The following is a 16,203-nucleotide window of genomic DNA, read 5'->3' on the forward strand; positions in this document are numbered from 1 at the left end:
CGGCACCCGGATGCGGCTACGCCTCGATGATGATCGGGACGATCATCGGGCGGCGACGCAGCTTCGTGCCCACGTAGCGGCCGAGCACGCGACGCATCACCTGCTGGAGCTGGTGCGTGTCGGTCGAGCCTCCAGCCGCCGCCTCCTCGAGCGCCTCGCGGATCTTGGGGAGCACCGACGCGAACGCGTCGTCGTCCTCCGCGAGTCCGCGCGCGTGGACCTCGGGTCCGCTGACGACCTTGCCGTTCGAGGAGTCGATCACGGCGAACACCGACACGAACCCCTCCTCCGACAGGATGCGGCGGTCCTTGAGCTCGGTCTCCGTGATCTCGCCCACGGACGAGCCGTCGACGTAGACGTTCTGGTGCTCGATCGCGCCGACGATGCGCGCTTGGCCGTCCTTGAGGTCGATCACGACGCCGTTCTCGGCGAACATCACGTTCTTCGCGGGCACGCCCGTCTTGATCGCGAGCTTGCCGTTTGCGAGCAGGTGACGGACCTCGCCGTGGATCGGCATCACGTTCTTGGGGCGCAGGATGTTGTAGCAGTACAGCAGCTCGCCCGCACTCGCGTGGCCCGAGACGTGCACGCGCGCGTTCGCCTGGTGCACGACGGTCGCGCCAAGCCGCATCAGCAGGTTGATCACGCGGTACACGGAGTTCTCATTGCCGGGGATCAGGGACGATGCGAAGATCACGAGATCGCCCTCGCCCACCGTGACCTTGTGGTCCCCGGTCGCGATGCGGCTCAGCGCGGCCATCGGCTCGCCCTGCGAGCCGGTCGACATGTAGACGACCTGGTGGCCGGGCATGTGGTCGGCCTTCTTGGGGTCGACGAGGATGCCGGCGGGCACGTTGAGGTAGCCCATGTCCGCGGCGAGGCCCATGTTGCGGACCATGGAACGGCCGACGAGCGCGACCTTGCGGCCGTGCTTGTGGGCCGCGTCGATGACCTGCTGCACGCGGTGGACGTGGCTCGCGAACGAGGCGACGACGATGCGCCCCTCGGTCTGCGCGAACAGCCCGTCGAGCGTCGGCCCGATCTCCGCCTCGGCCGTCGTGAAGCCCGGGACCTCGGCGTTCGTGGAGTCGACCATGAACAGGTCGACGCCCTCCTCGCCCATGCGGGCGAAGGCGCGCAAGTCGGTGATGCGACCGTCGAGCGGCAGCTGGTCCATCTTGAAGTCGCCCGTGTTGAGCACGGTGCCCGCGCTCGTGCGGACGAAGACCGCGAGCGCGTCGGGGATCGAGTGGTTGACCGCGACGAACTCGAGGTCGAACGCACCGATCTGCTCTCGGCCGCCCTCCTTCACCGCGAGGGTGATCGGCGTGATGCGGTGCTCCTTGAGCTTCGCCTCGATGAAGGCGAGGGTCAGCTGCGAGCCGATGATCGGGATGTCGTGCTTCTTGCGCAGCAGGTACGGCACCGCGCCGATGTGGTCCTCGTGGCCGTGCGTGAGGACGATCGCCTCGATGTCGGGCAGCCGGTCCTCGAGGTAGGTGAGGTCGGGCAGGATCAGGTCGACGCCGGGCTGGTGCTCCTCGGGGAACAGCACGCCGCAGTCGATGATCAGCAGCTTGCCGTTCAGCTCGAGCACGTGCATGTTGCGCCCGACCTCGCCGAGCCCACCGAGCGGGACGATGCGGAGGGTGTCCGGCTTGAGGGCGGGCGGTGCGGTCAGTTCGGGGTGAAAGTTCATCGTGTCATTCCTGCGGCCTCCAGGGCCGCGGTCAGTGCCTCGTACTCGGCCTGCGTGGCGGGCAGCAGCGGGAGCCGCATCGCGCGGTTCTCGAGGACGCCGGCCCACTGCATGGAGGCCTTCGCGCTGACGGCGCCGGGGATGGCGAACATCGCGTCGACGACGGGCAGGAGGGATTCGTGGATGCGCTCGGCCTCGGCAGTGTCGCCCGCGCGGAACGCGTCGATCATGGCCTTGGTCTCCTGAGAGGCGACGTGCGCGATCACGGAGACCGTGCCGACCCCTCCCGCGCGCAGGAAGTCGAGCGTGAGCCCGTCGTCGCCCGAGTACCAGGCGAGGCCGGTGCGCTCCATGCGCGCCTTGCCGGTGGCGACGTCGCCGGTCGCGTCCTTGACCGCGACCACGCGCGGGTGCGGGGCGAGCTCGTCGTATGCCCAGTCGGAGATCGCGACCGAGGTGCGGCCGGGGATGTCGTAGATCATCACGGGCAGGCCGGTCGCGCCGAGGATCGCTCGGAGGTGCGCGACGATGCCGGCCTGCGACGGCTTGGAGTAGTACGGCGCGAGCGCGAGGATGCCGTCGGCGCCGGCCTCCTCGCCCTGCTCGGCCATGCGCACCGCGTGGGCGGTGTCGTTCGAGCCGGCACCCGTGAGGATCGTCACCTCGGGGCCGACCGCCTCGCGCACGGCACGGATCAGGTCCACCTTCTCCGGAGCGTGCGTGGTCGGAGCCTCCCCGGTGGTGCCCGACAGCACGAGGCCGTCGGAGCCGCGGGAGACCAGGTACTGCGCGAGTCGCTGAGCGCCCTTGTAGTCGATCGCTCCGCCCTCGTGCAACGGTGTGACCATCGCGGTGAGTACGGTGCCGAACGGACGAGCGGGATCAGTCATGGCACCAACCTACCGCGCACGTGCCCATCCACCCTGCTCGTGGCGGCACCGCGGTCTCGTCAGGGAAGCACGATCTCGAAGCCCGGGTCCCCCGGGTCGAGCACTCCGAGCAGCGCGCTCAGCACCTGCGGATCTCCGCTGGTCTCGATTCCCGGCGAGGCGAGGTCTCCTGCGACGAGCCCGAGAAGCCGCTGCTTGGTCAGGGACACCACGACCTGGACGTCCTTGGTCGGGGTCCTCTCCTCCGGCACCAGCACGCCGTTGCGCAGCGTGAGCACGAACGCCCTCTCCAGGTCGGTGAGGACGACTCCGATCGTCAGGTGCAGCTCCCACGCGTGCGGGCCGTCGACGGTGATAGCGATCGCATCGAAGATCTGCTCAGGGGTGAGCTGCGCCATGAGCTCGGGCGCGGCCGTGGCGACGGGCGTCCCGAAGCTGCCCTCCCGCAACTCCTCCGCGCCTGAGAGGAAGAAGTTGCGCCACGTGCCGTTCTCCGACCCGTAGCCCAGCTGCTCGAGGGTGTCGGCGTAGAGCTCGCGCGCCACCGGGTTCGCCGGGTCGTGGAACACGGCGTGGTCGAGCAGCGTCGCGGCCCACCGGAGGTCGCCCTCGTCGTACGCGGTGCGTGCCAGCGCAAGGACTCCGACCATGCCGCCCATGGCGGCGACGTAGCGGTCCGCGAGGGCCTGCGGCGGGTGAGGCCACAGCCGCGCCGGATTGCCGTCGAACCAGCCCAGGTACCGCTGGTAGATCGCCTTGACGTTATGACTGACGGAGCCGTAGTAGCCGCGGGCACCCCACGTGTGCTCGAGGGCGGGAGGCAGGGTGATCGCCTCGGCGATCTCGGCGCCTTGGAGACCCTTGTTCGCCATCCTGAGCGTCTGGTCGTGCAGGTACTTGTAAAGGTCGCGCTGGCCGGCGATGTACTCGACGACCCGTTCGCGCCCCCACGTCGGCCAGTGATGCGACGCGAACATCACCTCAGCGCGATCGCCGAAGAGGGCGAGCGCCTCGGTGAGGTAGCGGGACCAGACGTTGGGATCCCGCACCACAGCGCCGCGGAGCGTCAGGATGTTGTGAAGGGTGTGGGTGACGTTCTCCGCCATGCACAGCGCCGCGTAGCGCGGGAGGAAGAAGTGCATCTCAGCGGGCGCCTCGGTGCCAGGAGCCATCTGGAACTCGAGGTCGACGCCGTCGACGGTCACCTTCTCCCCCGTCGCCTTCACCTCGTGGGTGGGAAGGACGATGCCGGGGTGGCCCGTCGAGGTGGTCTGTCCGAGGCCCGCGCCGACAGCGCCGCGCGGACCGCGCGGCAGGCTCGCGCCATACATGTAGCCCGCACGGCGGGACATCGCTGTGCCGGCGTAGACGTTCTCGGCGATGGCGTGCCCGACCAGGCCCTCGGGAGCGAGCACATGCACGGCACCCGACGCCGCCTCCTCCGCGCTCACGAGCCCCAGTGCTCCTCCGAAGTGATCGAGGTGCGAGTGCGTGTACAGCAGCGCACGGATCGGCCTGTGACCCCGGTGCTCGGTGTACAGGTCGAACGCGGCCTTCGCCGTCTCACGGGAGATCAGCGGGTCGACGACGATCACGCCGGTGTCGGTCTCGATGATCGACATCACGGAGAGGTCGAAACCGCGCACCTGGTAGACCCCCTCGACGACCTCGAAGAGGCCGTGCTTCGCGTTGAGGACCGATTGCCTCCACAGGCTCGGGTGCACGGTCTCGGGCGCGTCGCCGGTGAGGAAGTCGTAGGACCCGAGGTCCCAGACCACGTTGCCGTCGTCGTCGACGATGGTGCTCTCCGACGTCGTCCCGAGGAAGCCTCGGCCCGCGGCTTCGAAGTCCGCCGCGTCGTCGAACGGCAGCATCGCGAACTGCGCGGCGTGCGCCAATCGGACTGTGGAGATCGGATCGTTCTTCAGCATGATGAGCCTCGCTCTCGACAATGAGAACTCCCCTAGCGACAAGCGTCGCCCCGGTGAAGCCGCCGCGCAAGTCGTGGAGAGGCGACCGCCGCGCGAGTCCTCAGACCGAGGACTCGCGTGAGCATCATGGAGGTGCTCGTGCTGGTCATCGGCGTGATGCGCATCGGCAGGTCGCTGGCGCAGTTCTGACTGCGACACACTCCGTCGCCCGCCCGTGACCGCTCCCAGGCCGTACGCTGACCCCGTGACCGAGATTCCCACGCCCTACGAGGACCTGCTTCGCGACGTGCTGGCCACGGGGACGCCCAAGGGCGACCGCACGGGCACGGGGACGGTGTCGGTGTTCGGCCGTCAGCTGCGCTTCGATCTGAGCGAGGGATTCCCCCTCATCACGACCAAGCGGGTCCACACGCGGTCCATCGTGGGCGAGCTGCTGTGGTTCCTGCGCGGCGACACCAATGTCCGCTGGCTCCAGGACCGAGGCATCTCGATCTGGGACGAGTGGGCGGACGAGGACGGCGAGCTCGGTCCCGTGTACGGCCATCAGTGGCGCTCGTGGCCTTCGCCGGACGGCCGCCACATCGACCAGATCTCCGAGGTCGTCGAGCAGATCCGCTCCAACCCGGACTCGCGCCGGCTCATGGTGTCCGCGTGGAACCCCGCCGACATCCCGGACATGGCGCTCGCGCCGTGCCACGCGATGTTCCAGTTCTACGTCGCCGACGGCAGGCTCTCGTGCCAGCTGTACCAGCGCAGCGCCGACCTGTTCCTCGGAGTGCCCTTCAACATCGCGTCCTACGCGCTGCTCACCCACATGATCGCCGCGCAGACGGGGCTCGAGGTCGGCGACTTCGTGTGGACCGGCGGCGACTGCCATATCTACTCGAACCACATGGAGCAGGTCGAGCTGCAGCTCAGCCGCGATCCCTACCCCTACCCGACGCTGCGCCTCGCGCCGCGGGACAGCCTCTTCGACTACGACATCGACGACGTGGTCATCGAGAACTATCAGCACCACCCGGGGATCAAGGCGCCCGTCGCCGTCTAGCAGGAGGAACACATGTCAGAGGACCGTGCGGCCATCCACGCGATCTGGGCCCAGGCCCGCGACTCGTACGGACGGCCGGTGATCGGCCTCAACGGTGGGATGCCCTGGCACCTGCCCGGCGACCTCAAGCACTTCCAGTCGCTCACGCACAACGACGCCGTCGTGATGGGCCGGCACACGTGGGAGTCGCTCCCGCCGCGGTTCCGGCCGCTCAAGGACCGCTTCAACATCGTCGTGACGACGCACGAGGCGCCCAAGGGCGCGGCCTCCGCCTCGTCCCTGCCCGCGGCCCTCGAGCTCGCGGAGGACGAGGACCCTGGAACCGACATCTGGATCATGGGCGGCGCGCGGCTCTTCACGGAGGCGCTGGCCGTCGCGGACACGCTCGAGGTCACGGAGATCGACCTCGAGGTCGAGGGCGACACCTTCGCGCCCGCGATCCCCGAGGCCGACTGGAAGGTCGTCGCGACCTCGGAGACGCAGCGCGACGAGGACGGCCCCGAGTACCGCTTCGTCACCTACCACCGCGCCTGAGCTCGCCTTCACCGCGCCGCGCGTCCCCCCGACCCCACTGCCATCGCCCCACATTCCCCTGAGTGCTGCGGTGCCTCCCTCCCAGGCTCCTGCATTCCTCTGAACGCGGCTCAGCTGCCACCGCCCCGGGCTGACGCCAGTCACCTGCCCCCGGCCCTGGAATCGGATGCCAGGATGAGCCCATGACCTGGACCGTCCCCTCGCGCATCGAGACCGAGCGCCTCGTGCTCTGTCGGTACACCCCGGAGGACGCGGAGGCGCTCGCCACGGTCGCGGCGAGGAACAGGGAGCACCTCGTGCGGTACCTGCCGTGGACCCGCGAGGAGCCACAGACCGTCGCGCAGCGACGCCAGTACATCGCCACGAGCACGGCGGACTTCGACGCGGGCCGCGACCACACGCTCGGGATGTTCACGCGAGACGGCGGCGAGCTGATCGGCGGCACGGGCCTGCACGTGAGGTCCGAGCCCGTCGACCATGTCGAGATCGGCTACTGGATCGACGCGGAGCGCGAGGGCGAGGGCCTCGTGACCGAGGCCGCCGCCGCGCTCACCCGGGTCGCGCTCGAGCTCCTCCGCGTGCCGTTCGTCGGCATCGTCCATGCCCCTACGAACTCGCGCAGCGCCGCGATCCCTCAGCGCCTCGGCTATGCCCGCCAGCCGAGCTGCGGCTCCCCCACCTGCACCGACGGGGGCGACAGCGTGGTGCCCGTCGAGTGGCACGCCACCACAGAAGCGCTGGCCAACGAGCCGCTCGCCTCGACGCCGCGCCCGACGGTGTACGACGCCGACGGCGAGCCGATCCCGTGGCCCGCCTGACGCTCGACCCGGCACGCCAGCAGGCCGTGTCGGTGTCGATCGCGACGGGCGCCTACGGGCTCAGCTTCGGGGCGCTGTCCGTCGCCGCGGGACTCGACCTGTGGCAGACCGCCGCACTGTCGCTGCTCGTGTTCTCGGGCGGCTCGCAGTTCGCGTTCGTCGGGGTCCTCGGCGCTGGTGGCTCCTCGGCGGCCGCCGTCGCGACCTCCACGTTCCTCGGCGTCCGCAACGGCTTCTACGGGGTCGCTCTCGCCGAGGTGCTGCGCCCGCTGCGCGGCCGGCGGCTCGCGTGGGGCGCGCACATCACCATCGACGAGTCGACCGCTGTCGCCCTCGCGCAGCCGCACGACGACGTCCCCGCGCGCCGCGCCGGCTTCTGGTGGACCGGCGTGGGCGTCTTCATGCTGTGGAACGCGATCACCGTGCTCGGTGCCCTGCTCGGCCAGCGGATCGGCGACCCCGGCGACTGGGGCCTCGACGCGGCCGCAGGCGCGGCCTTCCTGGGCCTCGTGTGGCCGCGCCTCGCCTCCCGGCGCGCCCAAGCGGTCGCGGGCGTCTCAGCGGTGGTCGCCCTCGCGCTCACGCCGCTCCTTCCCGCGGGAGTTCCCATCCTCGTCGCCGCACTCGTCGGCGTCGTCGCGGGCTGGGCGCCGCACTCCGGAGAGAAGGTGCCCGAGTGACTCCGTACGCGTGGACGTGGGTCGCGATCGTCGCGGCCGGGCTGCTTGCGTGGCTCACGAAGCTCGCGGGCCACACGGTGCCCGAGCGCGTCGTCGAGAACCCGCGCGTGCATCGGATCGCGGCCTTCGTGACGGTCGCGCTGCTGATCTCGCTCGCGGCCGTGCAGACTTTCACGACCGATGCCCGGCTGGTGCTCGACGCGCGGGTCGCAGCGATCGTCGTGGCGGCCGTCCTGCTGTGGCGCAAGGCTCCGTTCCTCGTCGTCGTCGCGTCGGCGGCGGCCGTCGCGGCAGGACTGCGCGCGCTCGGCTGGGGCTGACGGGCCACCCTAGCCGCGCGCGGCGCGCCGCTTCGGGGCAGGGCCTCGCCCCATGGTCCCCCCAGGCCCTAGGCTCGGCGTATGAGCGCTTCTCCGGCCGACACCGTCCGCCCCGCCCGTCCCGGCGACGAGTCCGCGATCGCCAGCATCCAGGTGGACTCCTGGATCTCCGCACTCGGCTCGCGCCTCGGGCCGCGTCGCCACAGCGCGTTCGACGTCGAGGCCGTCGAGGCCGGCTGGCGCGACGCGATCGCGCAGCCGCCGTCGAAGGGCCACCAGGTGCTCGTCGCTCTCGGCGACGACGGCGAGGTCGCGGGCTTCGTGGCGTGCGCGCCGCCGAAGGACCTCATCGCGCTCGAGGTGGACCCCGGCAAGCGTCGCCAGGGCCACGGCTCGCGCCTGCTCGCGGCCGCGGCGGAGCACATGCGGTCGCATGGCGCGGAGACGATGCGGCTGTGGGCCCTCGAGCGGGACCCGGTGCGCTCGGAGTTCCTCGAGACCGCGGGCTTCGCTCAGGCGGGCATGCGCCGCGAGCTCGACGGGCCGGGAATCACGATCCCCGAGCAGCTCTGGCACACGGACCTCACCCCCGAGTCCTGAGGCTCCCCGAACCGACACCCCGCATCGTCTAGTGGCGATGCCTGGCCGGGCGGCGCATCGTCCCGGTGCCCTGCCCTGGCGGGGCCGCGGACTCAGCCCTGGCGGCGGCGCTCGGCGCGGTACAGCGAGGCCGCGTGCCCGAGCGCGCGGCGCGCCATCCGCTTGTCGCCGCTCGCCTCATACGCATACCCGACGTGGAACCACGACGCCCAGTCCTCGGGGTTGTCGTCCACGACCCGGCGCGCCACCTCGAAGGCGGCCTCCGCGCTCTCGGGCGCGACGCGACCGGAGGGCATGCGCTCGAGGTCGTCGACAGGAAGCCTTCCCTGGCTCTCGAGGCGCGTGGACATCCGCTGCACCGCGACACCGAGCCGCCACTCCATCGCGAGCCACCAGACCGCGAGCACGGGCAGGACGAGCAGCGCGACACCGATCGCGACGCCGATCGGATTGCCCGACTCGAGGAACGCGATCGCCTGCTGGCCCACGTAGATCGAGTACATGGCGACGAGTGCCGTCATCGCGACGGCGCCGAGGAAGGCGGGTCGACGCATCAGCCTCATAGGCTCAAGTACCCGTCCAGGCCGACCGTAAGGCCGGTGTGATTCGCGACCTCGCGCACGCCGAGCAGCACACCGGGCATGAAGCTCACGCGGTCGAAGCTGTCGGTGCGGATCATGAACTGCTCCCCCGGATTGCCCATGAGGACCTCCTCGTGAGCGACGAGGCCCCGCAGGCGCACCGCGTGGACATGCACGCCGTCGACGATCGCGCCGCGCGCACCGTCGGGGTCCTCCGTCGTGGCATCGGGCGAGACCCCGACTCCCGCGGCCGCACGCGCCGCGGCGATGCCCGCCGCGGTGTGACGCGCCGTGCCGGAGGGCGCATCAACCTTGTCGGGGTGGTGCAGCTCGACGATCTCGACCGACTCGAAGTACGGGGCCGCGATCGCGGACAGCTTCATCGCGAGCACCGCGCCGAGCGCGAAGTTCGGCGCGATCAGCACGCCGAGCTCGGGCCGCTCCTTGAGGTGCTCGTCCACGCGGGCGAGCGCGTCGCCAGTCCACCCCGTCGTCCCGACGACCGCGTGCAGCCCCGCGTCGATCGCTGCGTGCACGTTGGCCTCGGTCGCGGACGGCACCGTGAAGTCGACGACCACCGAGGCACCAGCGCGGGCGGCCTCCACCACGTCGTCCCCCGCGTCGAGCGCAGCGGCCACACTCATGTCCTCCGCCCCCTCGATGGCTCGGACAACGGTGGTTCCCATACGCCCTGAGGCGCCCAGCACAGCGACGGAGATCATGCGTCGAGCGTACCGGGCGCCTCAGGCGTCAGGGTCATGCGGGGCGTGTCAGCCGCCCATCTGCGGCATCTGTCCGCCGCCGAAGCCTCCGGACGGCATCTGCATGCTGCCGCTGCTGTCGTCCGACGAGTCGTCGCTCAGTCCGGAGAGGAGTCCGCTGCTGTCAGAGGCATCGCTCTCGTCGTCCGAGGACATGTCGGCCGTCAGGTCCGCGAGCACGACGACGTCGCCCTCCTCGAGCCCCGAGGTGACCTCGGTGTACTCGGAGCCGATCGCGCCGGTCTCGATCTCGGTCTCGACCGCCTCGCCGTCGTCCCCGAGGACGAGCACGGTCGCGTCGCCCGCGGCATCGCTGATCGCGGAGGTCGGCACGACGAGCACACCCGTCGAGCCGGCCACGGTGATCTCCATGCGGGTCGCCGCGCCGATCCTGATGTCGAAGCCCGGGTCGGGCACCGCGATCGTGACGGCGTAGGACTGCGAGTAGCTGTTGCCGGAGTTGACGTTCGACACGCTCGACACGGTGCCTTCGACCACGTCGCCGCTCGCGGTGAGCGTGAGCTCGGCGTCCTGGCCGACCTCGAGCAGCTGCGCCTCGGTGAGGCTCACCGACAGCTCGACGAGGTAGGTGTTGTCCGCGACGATCGTGATGACCGCGGAGGTGTCGTTCGCGCTGACCGAGTCGCCCTCGGCCATCTCCACGGAGATGACCTCGCCCGCGACCGGAGCGGTGAGCTCCGCGTACTCGAGCTGCTGCTTGGCGACCTCGAGCTCGGCCTTCGCCGCGGTGATGTCCGCCTTGTCGGCGAGGATGTCCGCCGCGCTCGGCACGTCGTCCTCCTCTTCGGTGGTGGAGCCGCCGGTCATCGTGTCCGACGAGGAGCCGTCGGTCATCGCCGAGTCGCTGCCCGCCATCGCCGAGTCGTCGCCGGTCATGGCATCGTCGCCGGTCATCGCCGAGTCGTCTCCAGCCATGGAGTCGTCACCCGCCATCGCCGAGTCGTCGGCGGACGCCGAGTCATCGCCCGGCATCGCCGAGTCGTCCGATCCGGACGCGTCGTCGCTGGCCCCTGAATCGTCGCTCGAGTCGTCCGACGAGGAGTCATCAGCCGAGTCGTCCGCTGCGGCGGCGGCCTCGATGGCCTCCTGAAGCGTGGCCACTGCCTCGTCGACGGCGGTCGCATACTCCATGAGCACGGTCTGAGCGTCGTACGCGTCGTTCGACGCAGCGAGCGCGTTCGTCGTCGCGTCCTGGCATGACTCGAGCGCCGCGGCGATCTCCTCGGTGGTGGCGTCCGGGTCGGAGCTCACCTCGGTGAACGTCGCGCACGCCGCAGTCGCGGTCTCGGACAGGTCCTCGGCGTTCTCGAGCAGGCCCTGCGTGTAGTCGTACTGCTCGAGCAGCAGGTCCTGCGCCGCCACGAGTGCCTCGCGGGCGGCCGTCACGGCGTCGTCCTCGTCACTCGTCGTGTCGCCGGCCGTGGTCGTGTCCGCCGTCACGATCGTCGCGGCCGCGCTGACCGTCGTCTCGACCGCGGTCGTGTAGGCCACAGTGGTGACGGTGGTCGACGCGTCGTCGTCGGAGTCGGTCGAGTAGGACGCGGCAGACGTCGAGCTCGAGCTGCTCGACGAGTCGCTCTGCGCCTCGAGGTCGTTCGCGAGCGCCTCCTTGGCGTCCGCGAGCGCCTCCTTGGCCTCGGCCACGGCGTCCTCGAGGTCCTCGGTGTCGAGCGTCGCGAGGAGATCGCCGGCCTCGACCGTGTCACCCTCCTCGACCTCGACGGTGTCGACCGTGCCGGAGACCTGGAAAGCCTCGTCGTACTGGCTCGCCGACTCGATCGAGCCGGTGGCCGACAGTGTCTGCGTGACGTCGCCGGTCTCGACGGCGGCCGTGCGGTACGTCGCCGACGACGACGAGGCGCCGGTCAGCAGCGTTCCAGCCACGAGGCCGCCGACCGCGACGGGCACGACCGCCAGACGCCACTTCCAGCGCCGCGCGAAGTCCATTGCCTGCGTCATCACTCCCCGCTCTCGTCGATCGCGCCGTCGCCGCCAGGCATCTGGCCGCCCATGCCGCCGCCGAACCCACTCGTGGTGACGCAGCCGTCGTCGCCGGCGCTGAACACGGAGATGGAGGTCGCCGCGTAGCCGCCGGACGAGTCCGACTCGCCGGTGGCCGTCATGCACATGCCGACCTCGATCGCGTCGGCGTCGGCCTCCTCAGTGCCCGTCAGCGCGGAGTCCGAGTCGATGTCGACCGTCGTCTCATCGCCGTCGGCGTCCTCGATGGTCAGGGAGTCATCGCCGACCGCGGTAACCGTGCCTGTGACGATCGACGACGTGTCGAAGTCTCCGCCATCGGGCATCTCACCCTGAGCCATGTCGGTGGGCATGTCCGTCGGCATCTCGGCGTCGTCGGGCATCTCGCCCTCCGCCATGTCGGTGGGCATGTCCGTCGGCATCTCACCGTCGCCCATGTCCGCGCCCCCACCCATGCCGCCGCCGAATCCGGTCGCGCAGCTGCCGTCGTCGTCGGCCTCGGTCACGGAGACCGTGCTCGCGGTCGTCTCGTCGTCGGCCAGCGTGACCACGACGCATGCGCCGGTCTCGATGTCCTCGAGCGCGACCTCGACCTCCGCGGTGATCGTGGTGTCGTCGGTCCATGTCACCGCGGTCTGCGAGGAGTCGTCCTGCACCTGAGCGGTGTCGTCGGAGACGTACGAGATCTCGCCCGTGAGGCCGGAGGCCTCGGGCATCTCCATGTCCGCGGCGTCACCCGCGGCGGGCTCGGCGCTGGCCGAGGCCTCGGCCGCGGCCGAGTCGGTGGTGTCGGCGTCGCTCGAGGAGCAGCCTGCAAGCAGCGCCGCGGTGCAGCCGAACGCCACTACGGCGGTCAGGGTACGGGTCTTCATCGTCAGTCGTTCCTGTTCTCTCACGGGGAGGTTCACTGGTCTCGCAGGGCGTCGATCGGCGCCAGCTTGGCGGCGCGCGCCGCGGGGTACACGCCGAAGATCGCGCCGATCCCGACGGCGACGATGATGGACACCACCAGCGCGAGGCCGGAGATGACGATCGTCGAGCCGAGGACGCTCGGCAGTCCCAGCGCCAGTCCGACGCCGAGGAGCGCACCGATCGCGCCACCGGCCAGGCCGAGGATCATCGCCTCGATCAGGAACTGGTTGCGGATGTTCGCGGGCGCGGCGCCGAGCGCCTTCCGCAGACCGATCTCCTTGGTGCGTTCGGTCACCGACACGAGCATGATGTTCATGACCCCGATGCCGCCGACAAGGAGCGCGAGGGCCGCGATGCCGGTCAGCAGGATCGTGAGCTTCTCGTAGACCGCTGTCGCGGTCGAGATCAGCGAGTCCTGGGCGTCGATCGAGAAGTCGGCGTCGTCCGCGCTGCTGATGCCGTGGAGGTTCAGCAGCAGGGACTCGGCCTCCTGGGCCGCGGCGCTGAGGGAGTCGGAGTCGTTCGCCTTGATGTAGATCGTGTCGACGGACTCGGTCGACGAGGTGTCCTCGACGAGCGACTCGAACATCGTCGTCATCGGCACCACGGCCATGTCGTCGAGCGACGTGTCACCGGACGAGCCCGCCTCGGCGAGGACGCCGATGACCTCGAAGGCCTCGCCGTCGATCGTCACCTCCTGGCCGACGACGTTCGTGCTGCCGAACAGCTCCTCCGCAGTCTCGGTGCCGAGCACGATGACGCTCGCCCCGGAGGTCTCCTCGTCCTCGGTGAAGAAGCTTCCGTAGAGGAGCTCGCGCGACCGCACCTCGGTCCAGCTCGTCGTCGTTCCGGTGACGTCGGTGGTCCAGTTGCTCTCGCCGTACTCGAGCGACAGGCTCGACGTCTTCTCGGCGGCGACCGCCGCGGCGTCGGGCACCGCGATGATCGACGCGAGGGCGTCGGCGTCGGTGAGCGTCAGGGTGTCGCCCGTGCCGAAGCCGCCCTGCATGCCGTCCTCGTCGGTAGACGACCCGGGAGACACGATGAGCAGGTCGGAGCCGAGCGCGGAGATCTCCTCGCTGACGTCCTTCTGCGTGCCGAGGCCGAGGCCGACGGTGAGGACCACGGAGGCGATGCCTACGACGATGCCGAGCATCGTCAGCGCGGAGCGCATCTTGTGGGCGCGGATCGCGCTCACGGAGCTCTTGAGAAGGTCTGCGGGCCTCACTTGGCGATCTCCGTTCCGGCGCCGACGAACTGGCCGTCGGTCACGTTGTAGACGGTCCCCGCACGACGCGCGACGTCGCCCTCGTGGGTGATCAGCACGATCGTGCTGCCCTCCGAGTGCAGATCGTCGAGCATGCCGAGGACGTCCTCGGTGGACCGTGAGTCCAGGTTTCCGGTGGGCTCGTCCGCAAGCACGATCGCGGGCTCGGTCACGAGCGCGCGAGCGATCGCGACTCGCTGCTGCTGGCCTCCCGAGAGCTGGCCCGGGTGGTTGCGGTAGCGATCGCCGAGGCCGACGCGCTCGAGCGCTGCCATCGCCCGCTCCTTGCGCTCGGCGGGAGCGATTCCCGCGTACACGAGCGGCAGCTCGACGTTGCCGAGCGCAGTGAGGCTCGACAACAGGTGGAACTGCTGGAACACGAAGCCGATGCGCCGGTTGCGGGCCGAGGCGAGCGCGTTCTCGTCCATCTGCGAGACGTCCTCGCCCGCGAGGATGTACTGCCCCGTGGTCAGCACGTCGAGACAGCCCAGGATGTTCATGAGGGTCGACTTGCCGGAGCCCGACGGCCCGACGATGGCGACGTACTCGCCGGGGAAGATCCGGCAGTCGATGCCGCGCAGGGCTTCGAACTCGATGTCGCCCGTGTGGTAGGTCTTGCGAGCGGCGTTGAGCTCGATCACCGGGGCGGTGTCGTCGAGCCGCTCAACGTGAGTGACGGTCATGGGAGATCCTTGTCTGAGTCGATCTGGTCGAGGGGTCCGGCCGGGACCTACTGGCCCGGCATCCCGCCGGCCGGGGCTCCGCCCATGTCGCCGCTCGGCATCTCGCCGCTGAAGCCGCCCATCATGTCGCTGAAGTCGTCGGTGCTGTCCGAGTCGGTGCCATCCGAGGACGCCGTCGTCGTGACGACGATCGACTCGCCCTCCTCGAGACCGTCGGTGATGATCGTGTAGCTGTCGATGGCGTCGCCGAGGGTGACCTCGCGGGTCTCCTCGTTGCCCTCGTCGTCGACCACGGTGACGGTCGAGACGTCGTCGGTGGTCGTGATCGCGTTCGTCGGGATCGCGAGCACGTCGGTCTGGCGGAGGTAGGCGATGTCGGCCGTGACCGACGTGCCCTCGTACAGGCCCTCGATGGTGTCGGTCACCTGGAGCTCGACGGCGTACGTGGCGGAACCGCCGGTCGTCGTCGGGAGGTTCGCGATGTCGGTGACGATCCCGTAGAACTCCTCGTCCACATCGTCCGAGGTGAAGGTGACCTGGTCGCCCTCCTCGATCAGCGCGACCTCGTCCTCGCTGAGGCTCACGGACACGGTCCACTCGTCCTGACCGACGATCGTCACGCCGTCGCTCGACGTCGAGGTGCTCGTCGCTGTCATGGTCGACGAGTCGCCGCTCGACGAGCTCGAGCCGCCGGAGACGACGTCGCCGACCTCGTAGGGCTGCGAGGTGAGGAGGCCATCCATGTCGGCGACCAGCTCGGCGTCGTCCATGGCCTCCTTGGCATCGGCGACCGACGCCTTGAGCACCGCGACCTGCGACTCTGCGGCCTCGATCTGGGCCTCGCTCGCGTCGGAGCCGTCGTCGGCGTCCTCGAGGTTGGACAGCGTGGCCTTCGCCTGGGCGAGCTCGGCCTTGGCCGAGGTCAGCGACGCGGTGAGAGACAGCGTGTCGATCTCGGCGATCACGTCGCCCTCCTCGACGTAGTCGCCCTCCTCGAAGTACACGGCCGTGACCTCGCCCGACGCGTCGAAGGACAGCGAGTCGGTGGAGACCGCGGCGAGCGTGCCGGACGCCTCGACCGACTCCTCAAGCGTCTGGAGGCTCACCGTCATGGTCTGCTGGCCAGCGTCCTCCATGCCCTCCATCGCGAAGGCCTCCTGGTCGCCGGCGCTGCTGGGCCCCCACAGGTACATGGCGCCGACGCCGACGCCGGCGCCTGCCACGAGGGCGGCCGCGGGAATGACCCACTTGCGCGCGCGGTTCCATCGGAGAGAAATCTTGGGCATGGTCCGTCCTGTCGGTCGTGACGTCATTTCGTGTCACAACCTAGGGACGCTTGCTGGGAGATTCCTCAGAGCCAGCCAAGGATTCCCAGGAATGTGGGACGAGCGTCCAAAGCTGTCCGGAACGCACCGGTTCGAGGGGTCACGGACGATGCTGCGGGGAGTGGCCGCACCGCAGACGGAGGGTCGGGCGCG

16 protein-coding genes are annotated in these 16,203 nt (G+C 70.0%); 6 read left to right on the forward strand and 10 right to left on the reverse strand.

Annotated elements, in window-relative coordinates; all coding sequences use genetic code 11:
* Positions 1 to 16 precede the first annotated feature (16 nt).
* Genes B7K23_RS13385 through B7K23_RS13395 form a run of 3 tightly spaced genes read right to left on the reverse strand, consistent with a single transcriptional unit; the run spans position 17 to position 4,520 of the window.
* The gene (locus B7K23_RS13385; RefSeq protein ID WP_084127137.1) at positions 17 to 1,699 is read right to left on the reverse strand and encodes a ribonuclease J; all 1,683 of its coding nucleotides are present in this window, start codon (positions 1,697 to 1,699) and stop codon (positions 17 to 19) included.
* Entirely contained in the window at positions 1,696 to 2,589 is an 894-nt protein-coding gene (dapA, locus tag B7K23_RS13390) for a 4-hydroxy-tetrahydrodipicolinate synthase (RefSeq protein ID WP_084127139.1), read from the reverse strand. The genes B7K23_RS13385 and dapA overlap by 4 nt, the downstream gene beginning before the upstream one ends.
* 59 nt (positions 2,590 to 2,648) lie before the next feature.
* Positions 2,649 to 4,520 carry an alkyl/aryl-sulfatase gene (locus tag B7K23_RS13395; protein ID WP_084127141.1) on the reverse strand — a complete coding sequence of 624 codons (1,872 nt, stop codon included), beginning with the start codon at positions 4,518 to 4,520 and terminating at the stop codon, positions 2,649 to 2,651.
* Positions 4,521 to 4,764: 244 nt separating this feature from the next.
* Here B7K23_RS13395 and B7K23_RS13400 point away from each other — a divergent pair, with 244 nt between their 5' ends.
* The 6 genes from B7K23_RS13400 (at position 4,765) to B7K23_RS13420 (ending at position 8,520) form a co-directional block, all read left to right on the forward strand.
* Complete coding sequence (locus B7K23_RS13400) at positions 4,765 to 5,568, forward strand: thymidylate synthase (protein ID WP_159451425.1); 804 nt, start codon at positions 4,765 to 4,767, stop codon at positions 5,566 to 5,568.
* 12 nt (positions 5,569 to 5,580) lie between these two features.
* Positions 5,581 to 6,102, forward strand: coding sequence for a dihydrofolate reductase (locus tag B7K23_RS13405; RefSeq protein ID WP_084127143.1), 522 nt, complete (start codon positions 5,581 to 5,583; stop codon positions 6,100 to 6,102).
* A 182-nt stretch (positions 6,103 to 6,284) separates the two neighbouring features.
* Entirely contained in the window at positions 6,285 to 6,920 is a 636-nt protein-coding gene (locus B7K23_RS13410; protein ID WP_084127145.1) for a GNAT family N-acetyltransferase, read from the forward strand.
* Entirely contained in the window at positions 6,908 to 7,600 is a 693-nt protein-coding gene (locus tag B7K23_RS15545; protein WP_143338297.1) for an AzlC family ABC transporter permease, read from the forward strand. The genes B7K23_RS13410 and B7K23_RS15545 overlap by 13 nt, the downstream gene beginning before the upstream one ends.
* Entirely contained in the window at positions 7,597 to 7,920 is a 324-nt protein-coding gene (locus B7K23_RS15550; RefSeq protein ID WP_200809845.1) for an AzlD domain-containing protein, read from the forward strand. Before B7K23_RS15545 ends, B7K23_RS15550 begins: the two co-directional genes overlap by 4 nt.
* 81 nt (positions 7,921 to 8,001) lie before the next feature.
* Positions 8,002 to 8,520, forward strand: coding sequence for a GNAT family N-acetyltransferase (locus B7K23_RS13420; protein ID WP_084127147.1), 519 nt, complete (start codon positions 8,002 to 8,004; stop codon positions 8,518 to 8,520).
* Between the two features lie 92 nt (positions 8,521 to 8,612).
* Here the strand turns inward: B7K23_RS13420 and B7K23_RS13425 are convergent, their stop codons facing one another.
* The 7 genes from B7K23_RS13425 to B7K23_RS13455 are packed head-to-tail and all read right to left on the reverse strand — an operon-like array spanning position 8,613 to position 16,011.
* Entirely contained in the window at positions 8,613 to 9,074 is a 462-nt protein-coding gene (locus B7K23_RS13425; protein ID WP_234996545.1) for a hypothetical protein, read from the reverse strand.
* Between the two features lie 5 nt (positions 9,075 to 9,079).
* Complete coding sequence (gene dapB, locus B7K23_RS13430; RefSeq protein ID WP_084127150.1) at positions 9,080 to 9,823, reverse strand: 4-hydroxy-tetrahydrodipicolinate reductase; 744 nt, start codon at positions 9,821 to 9,823, stop codon at positions 9,080 to 9,082.
* Between the two features lie 48 nt (positions 9,824 to 9,871).
* On the reverse strand, positions 9,872 to 11,842 hold the full coding sequence (locus B7K23_RS13435) for an efflux RND transporter periplasmic adaptor subunit (protein ID WP_084127151.1): 1,971 nt from the start codon (positions 11,840 to 11,842) through the stop codon (positions 9,872 to 9,874).
* Complete coding sequence (locus tag B7K23_RS13440; RefSeq protein ID WP_084127152.1) at positions 11,842 to 12,735, reverse strand: hypothetical protein; 894 nt, start codon at positions 12,733 to 12,735, stop codon at positions 11,842 to 11,844. Before B7K23_RS13440 ends, B7K23_RS13435 begins: the two co-directional genes overlap by 1 nt.
* Before the next feature lie 32 nt (positions 12,736 to 12,767).
* Positions 12,768 to 14,003, reverse strand: coding sequence for an ABC transporter permease (locus tag B7K23_RS13445; RefSeq protein WP_234996546.1), 1,236 nt, complete (start codon positions 14,001 to 14,003; stop codon positions 12,768 to 12,770).
* Positions 14,000 to 14,725, reverse strand: a complete 726-nt coding sequence (locus tag B7K23_RS13450) for an ABC transporter ATP-binding protein (protein WP_084127153.1) — start codon at positions 14,723 to 14,725, stop codon at positions 14,000 to 14,002. Before B7K23_RS13450 ends, B7K23_RS13445 begins: the two co-directional genes overlap by 4 nt.
* Before the next feature lie 47 nt (positions 14,726 to 14,772).
* Complete coding sequence (locus B7K23_RS13455; protein ID WP_159451426.1) at positions 14,773 to 16,011, reverse strand: efflux RND transporter periplasmic adaptor subunit; 1,239 nt, start codon at positions 16,009 to 16,011, stop codon at positions 14,773 to 14,775.
* Positions 16,012 to 16,203 lie beyond the last annotated feature (192 nt).

This window comes from Demequina sp. NBRC 110054, assembly GCF_002090115.1.
In the GTDB taxonomy this organism is placed as follows: domain Bacteria; phylum Actinomycetota; class Actinomycetes; order Actinomycetales; family Demequinaceae; genus Demequina.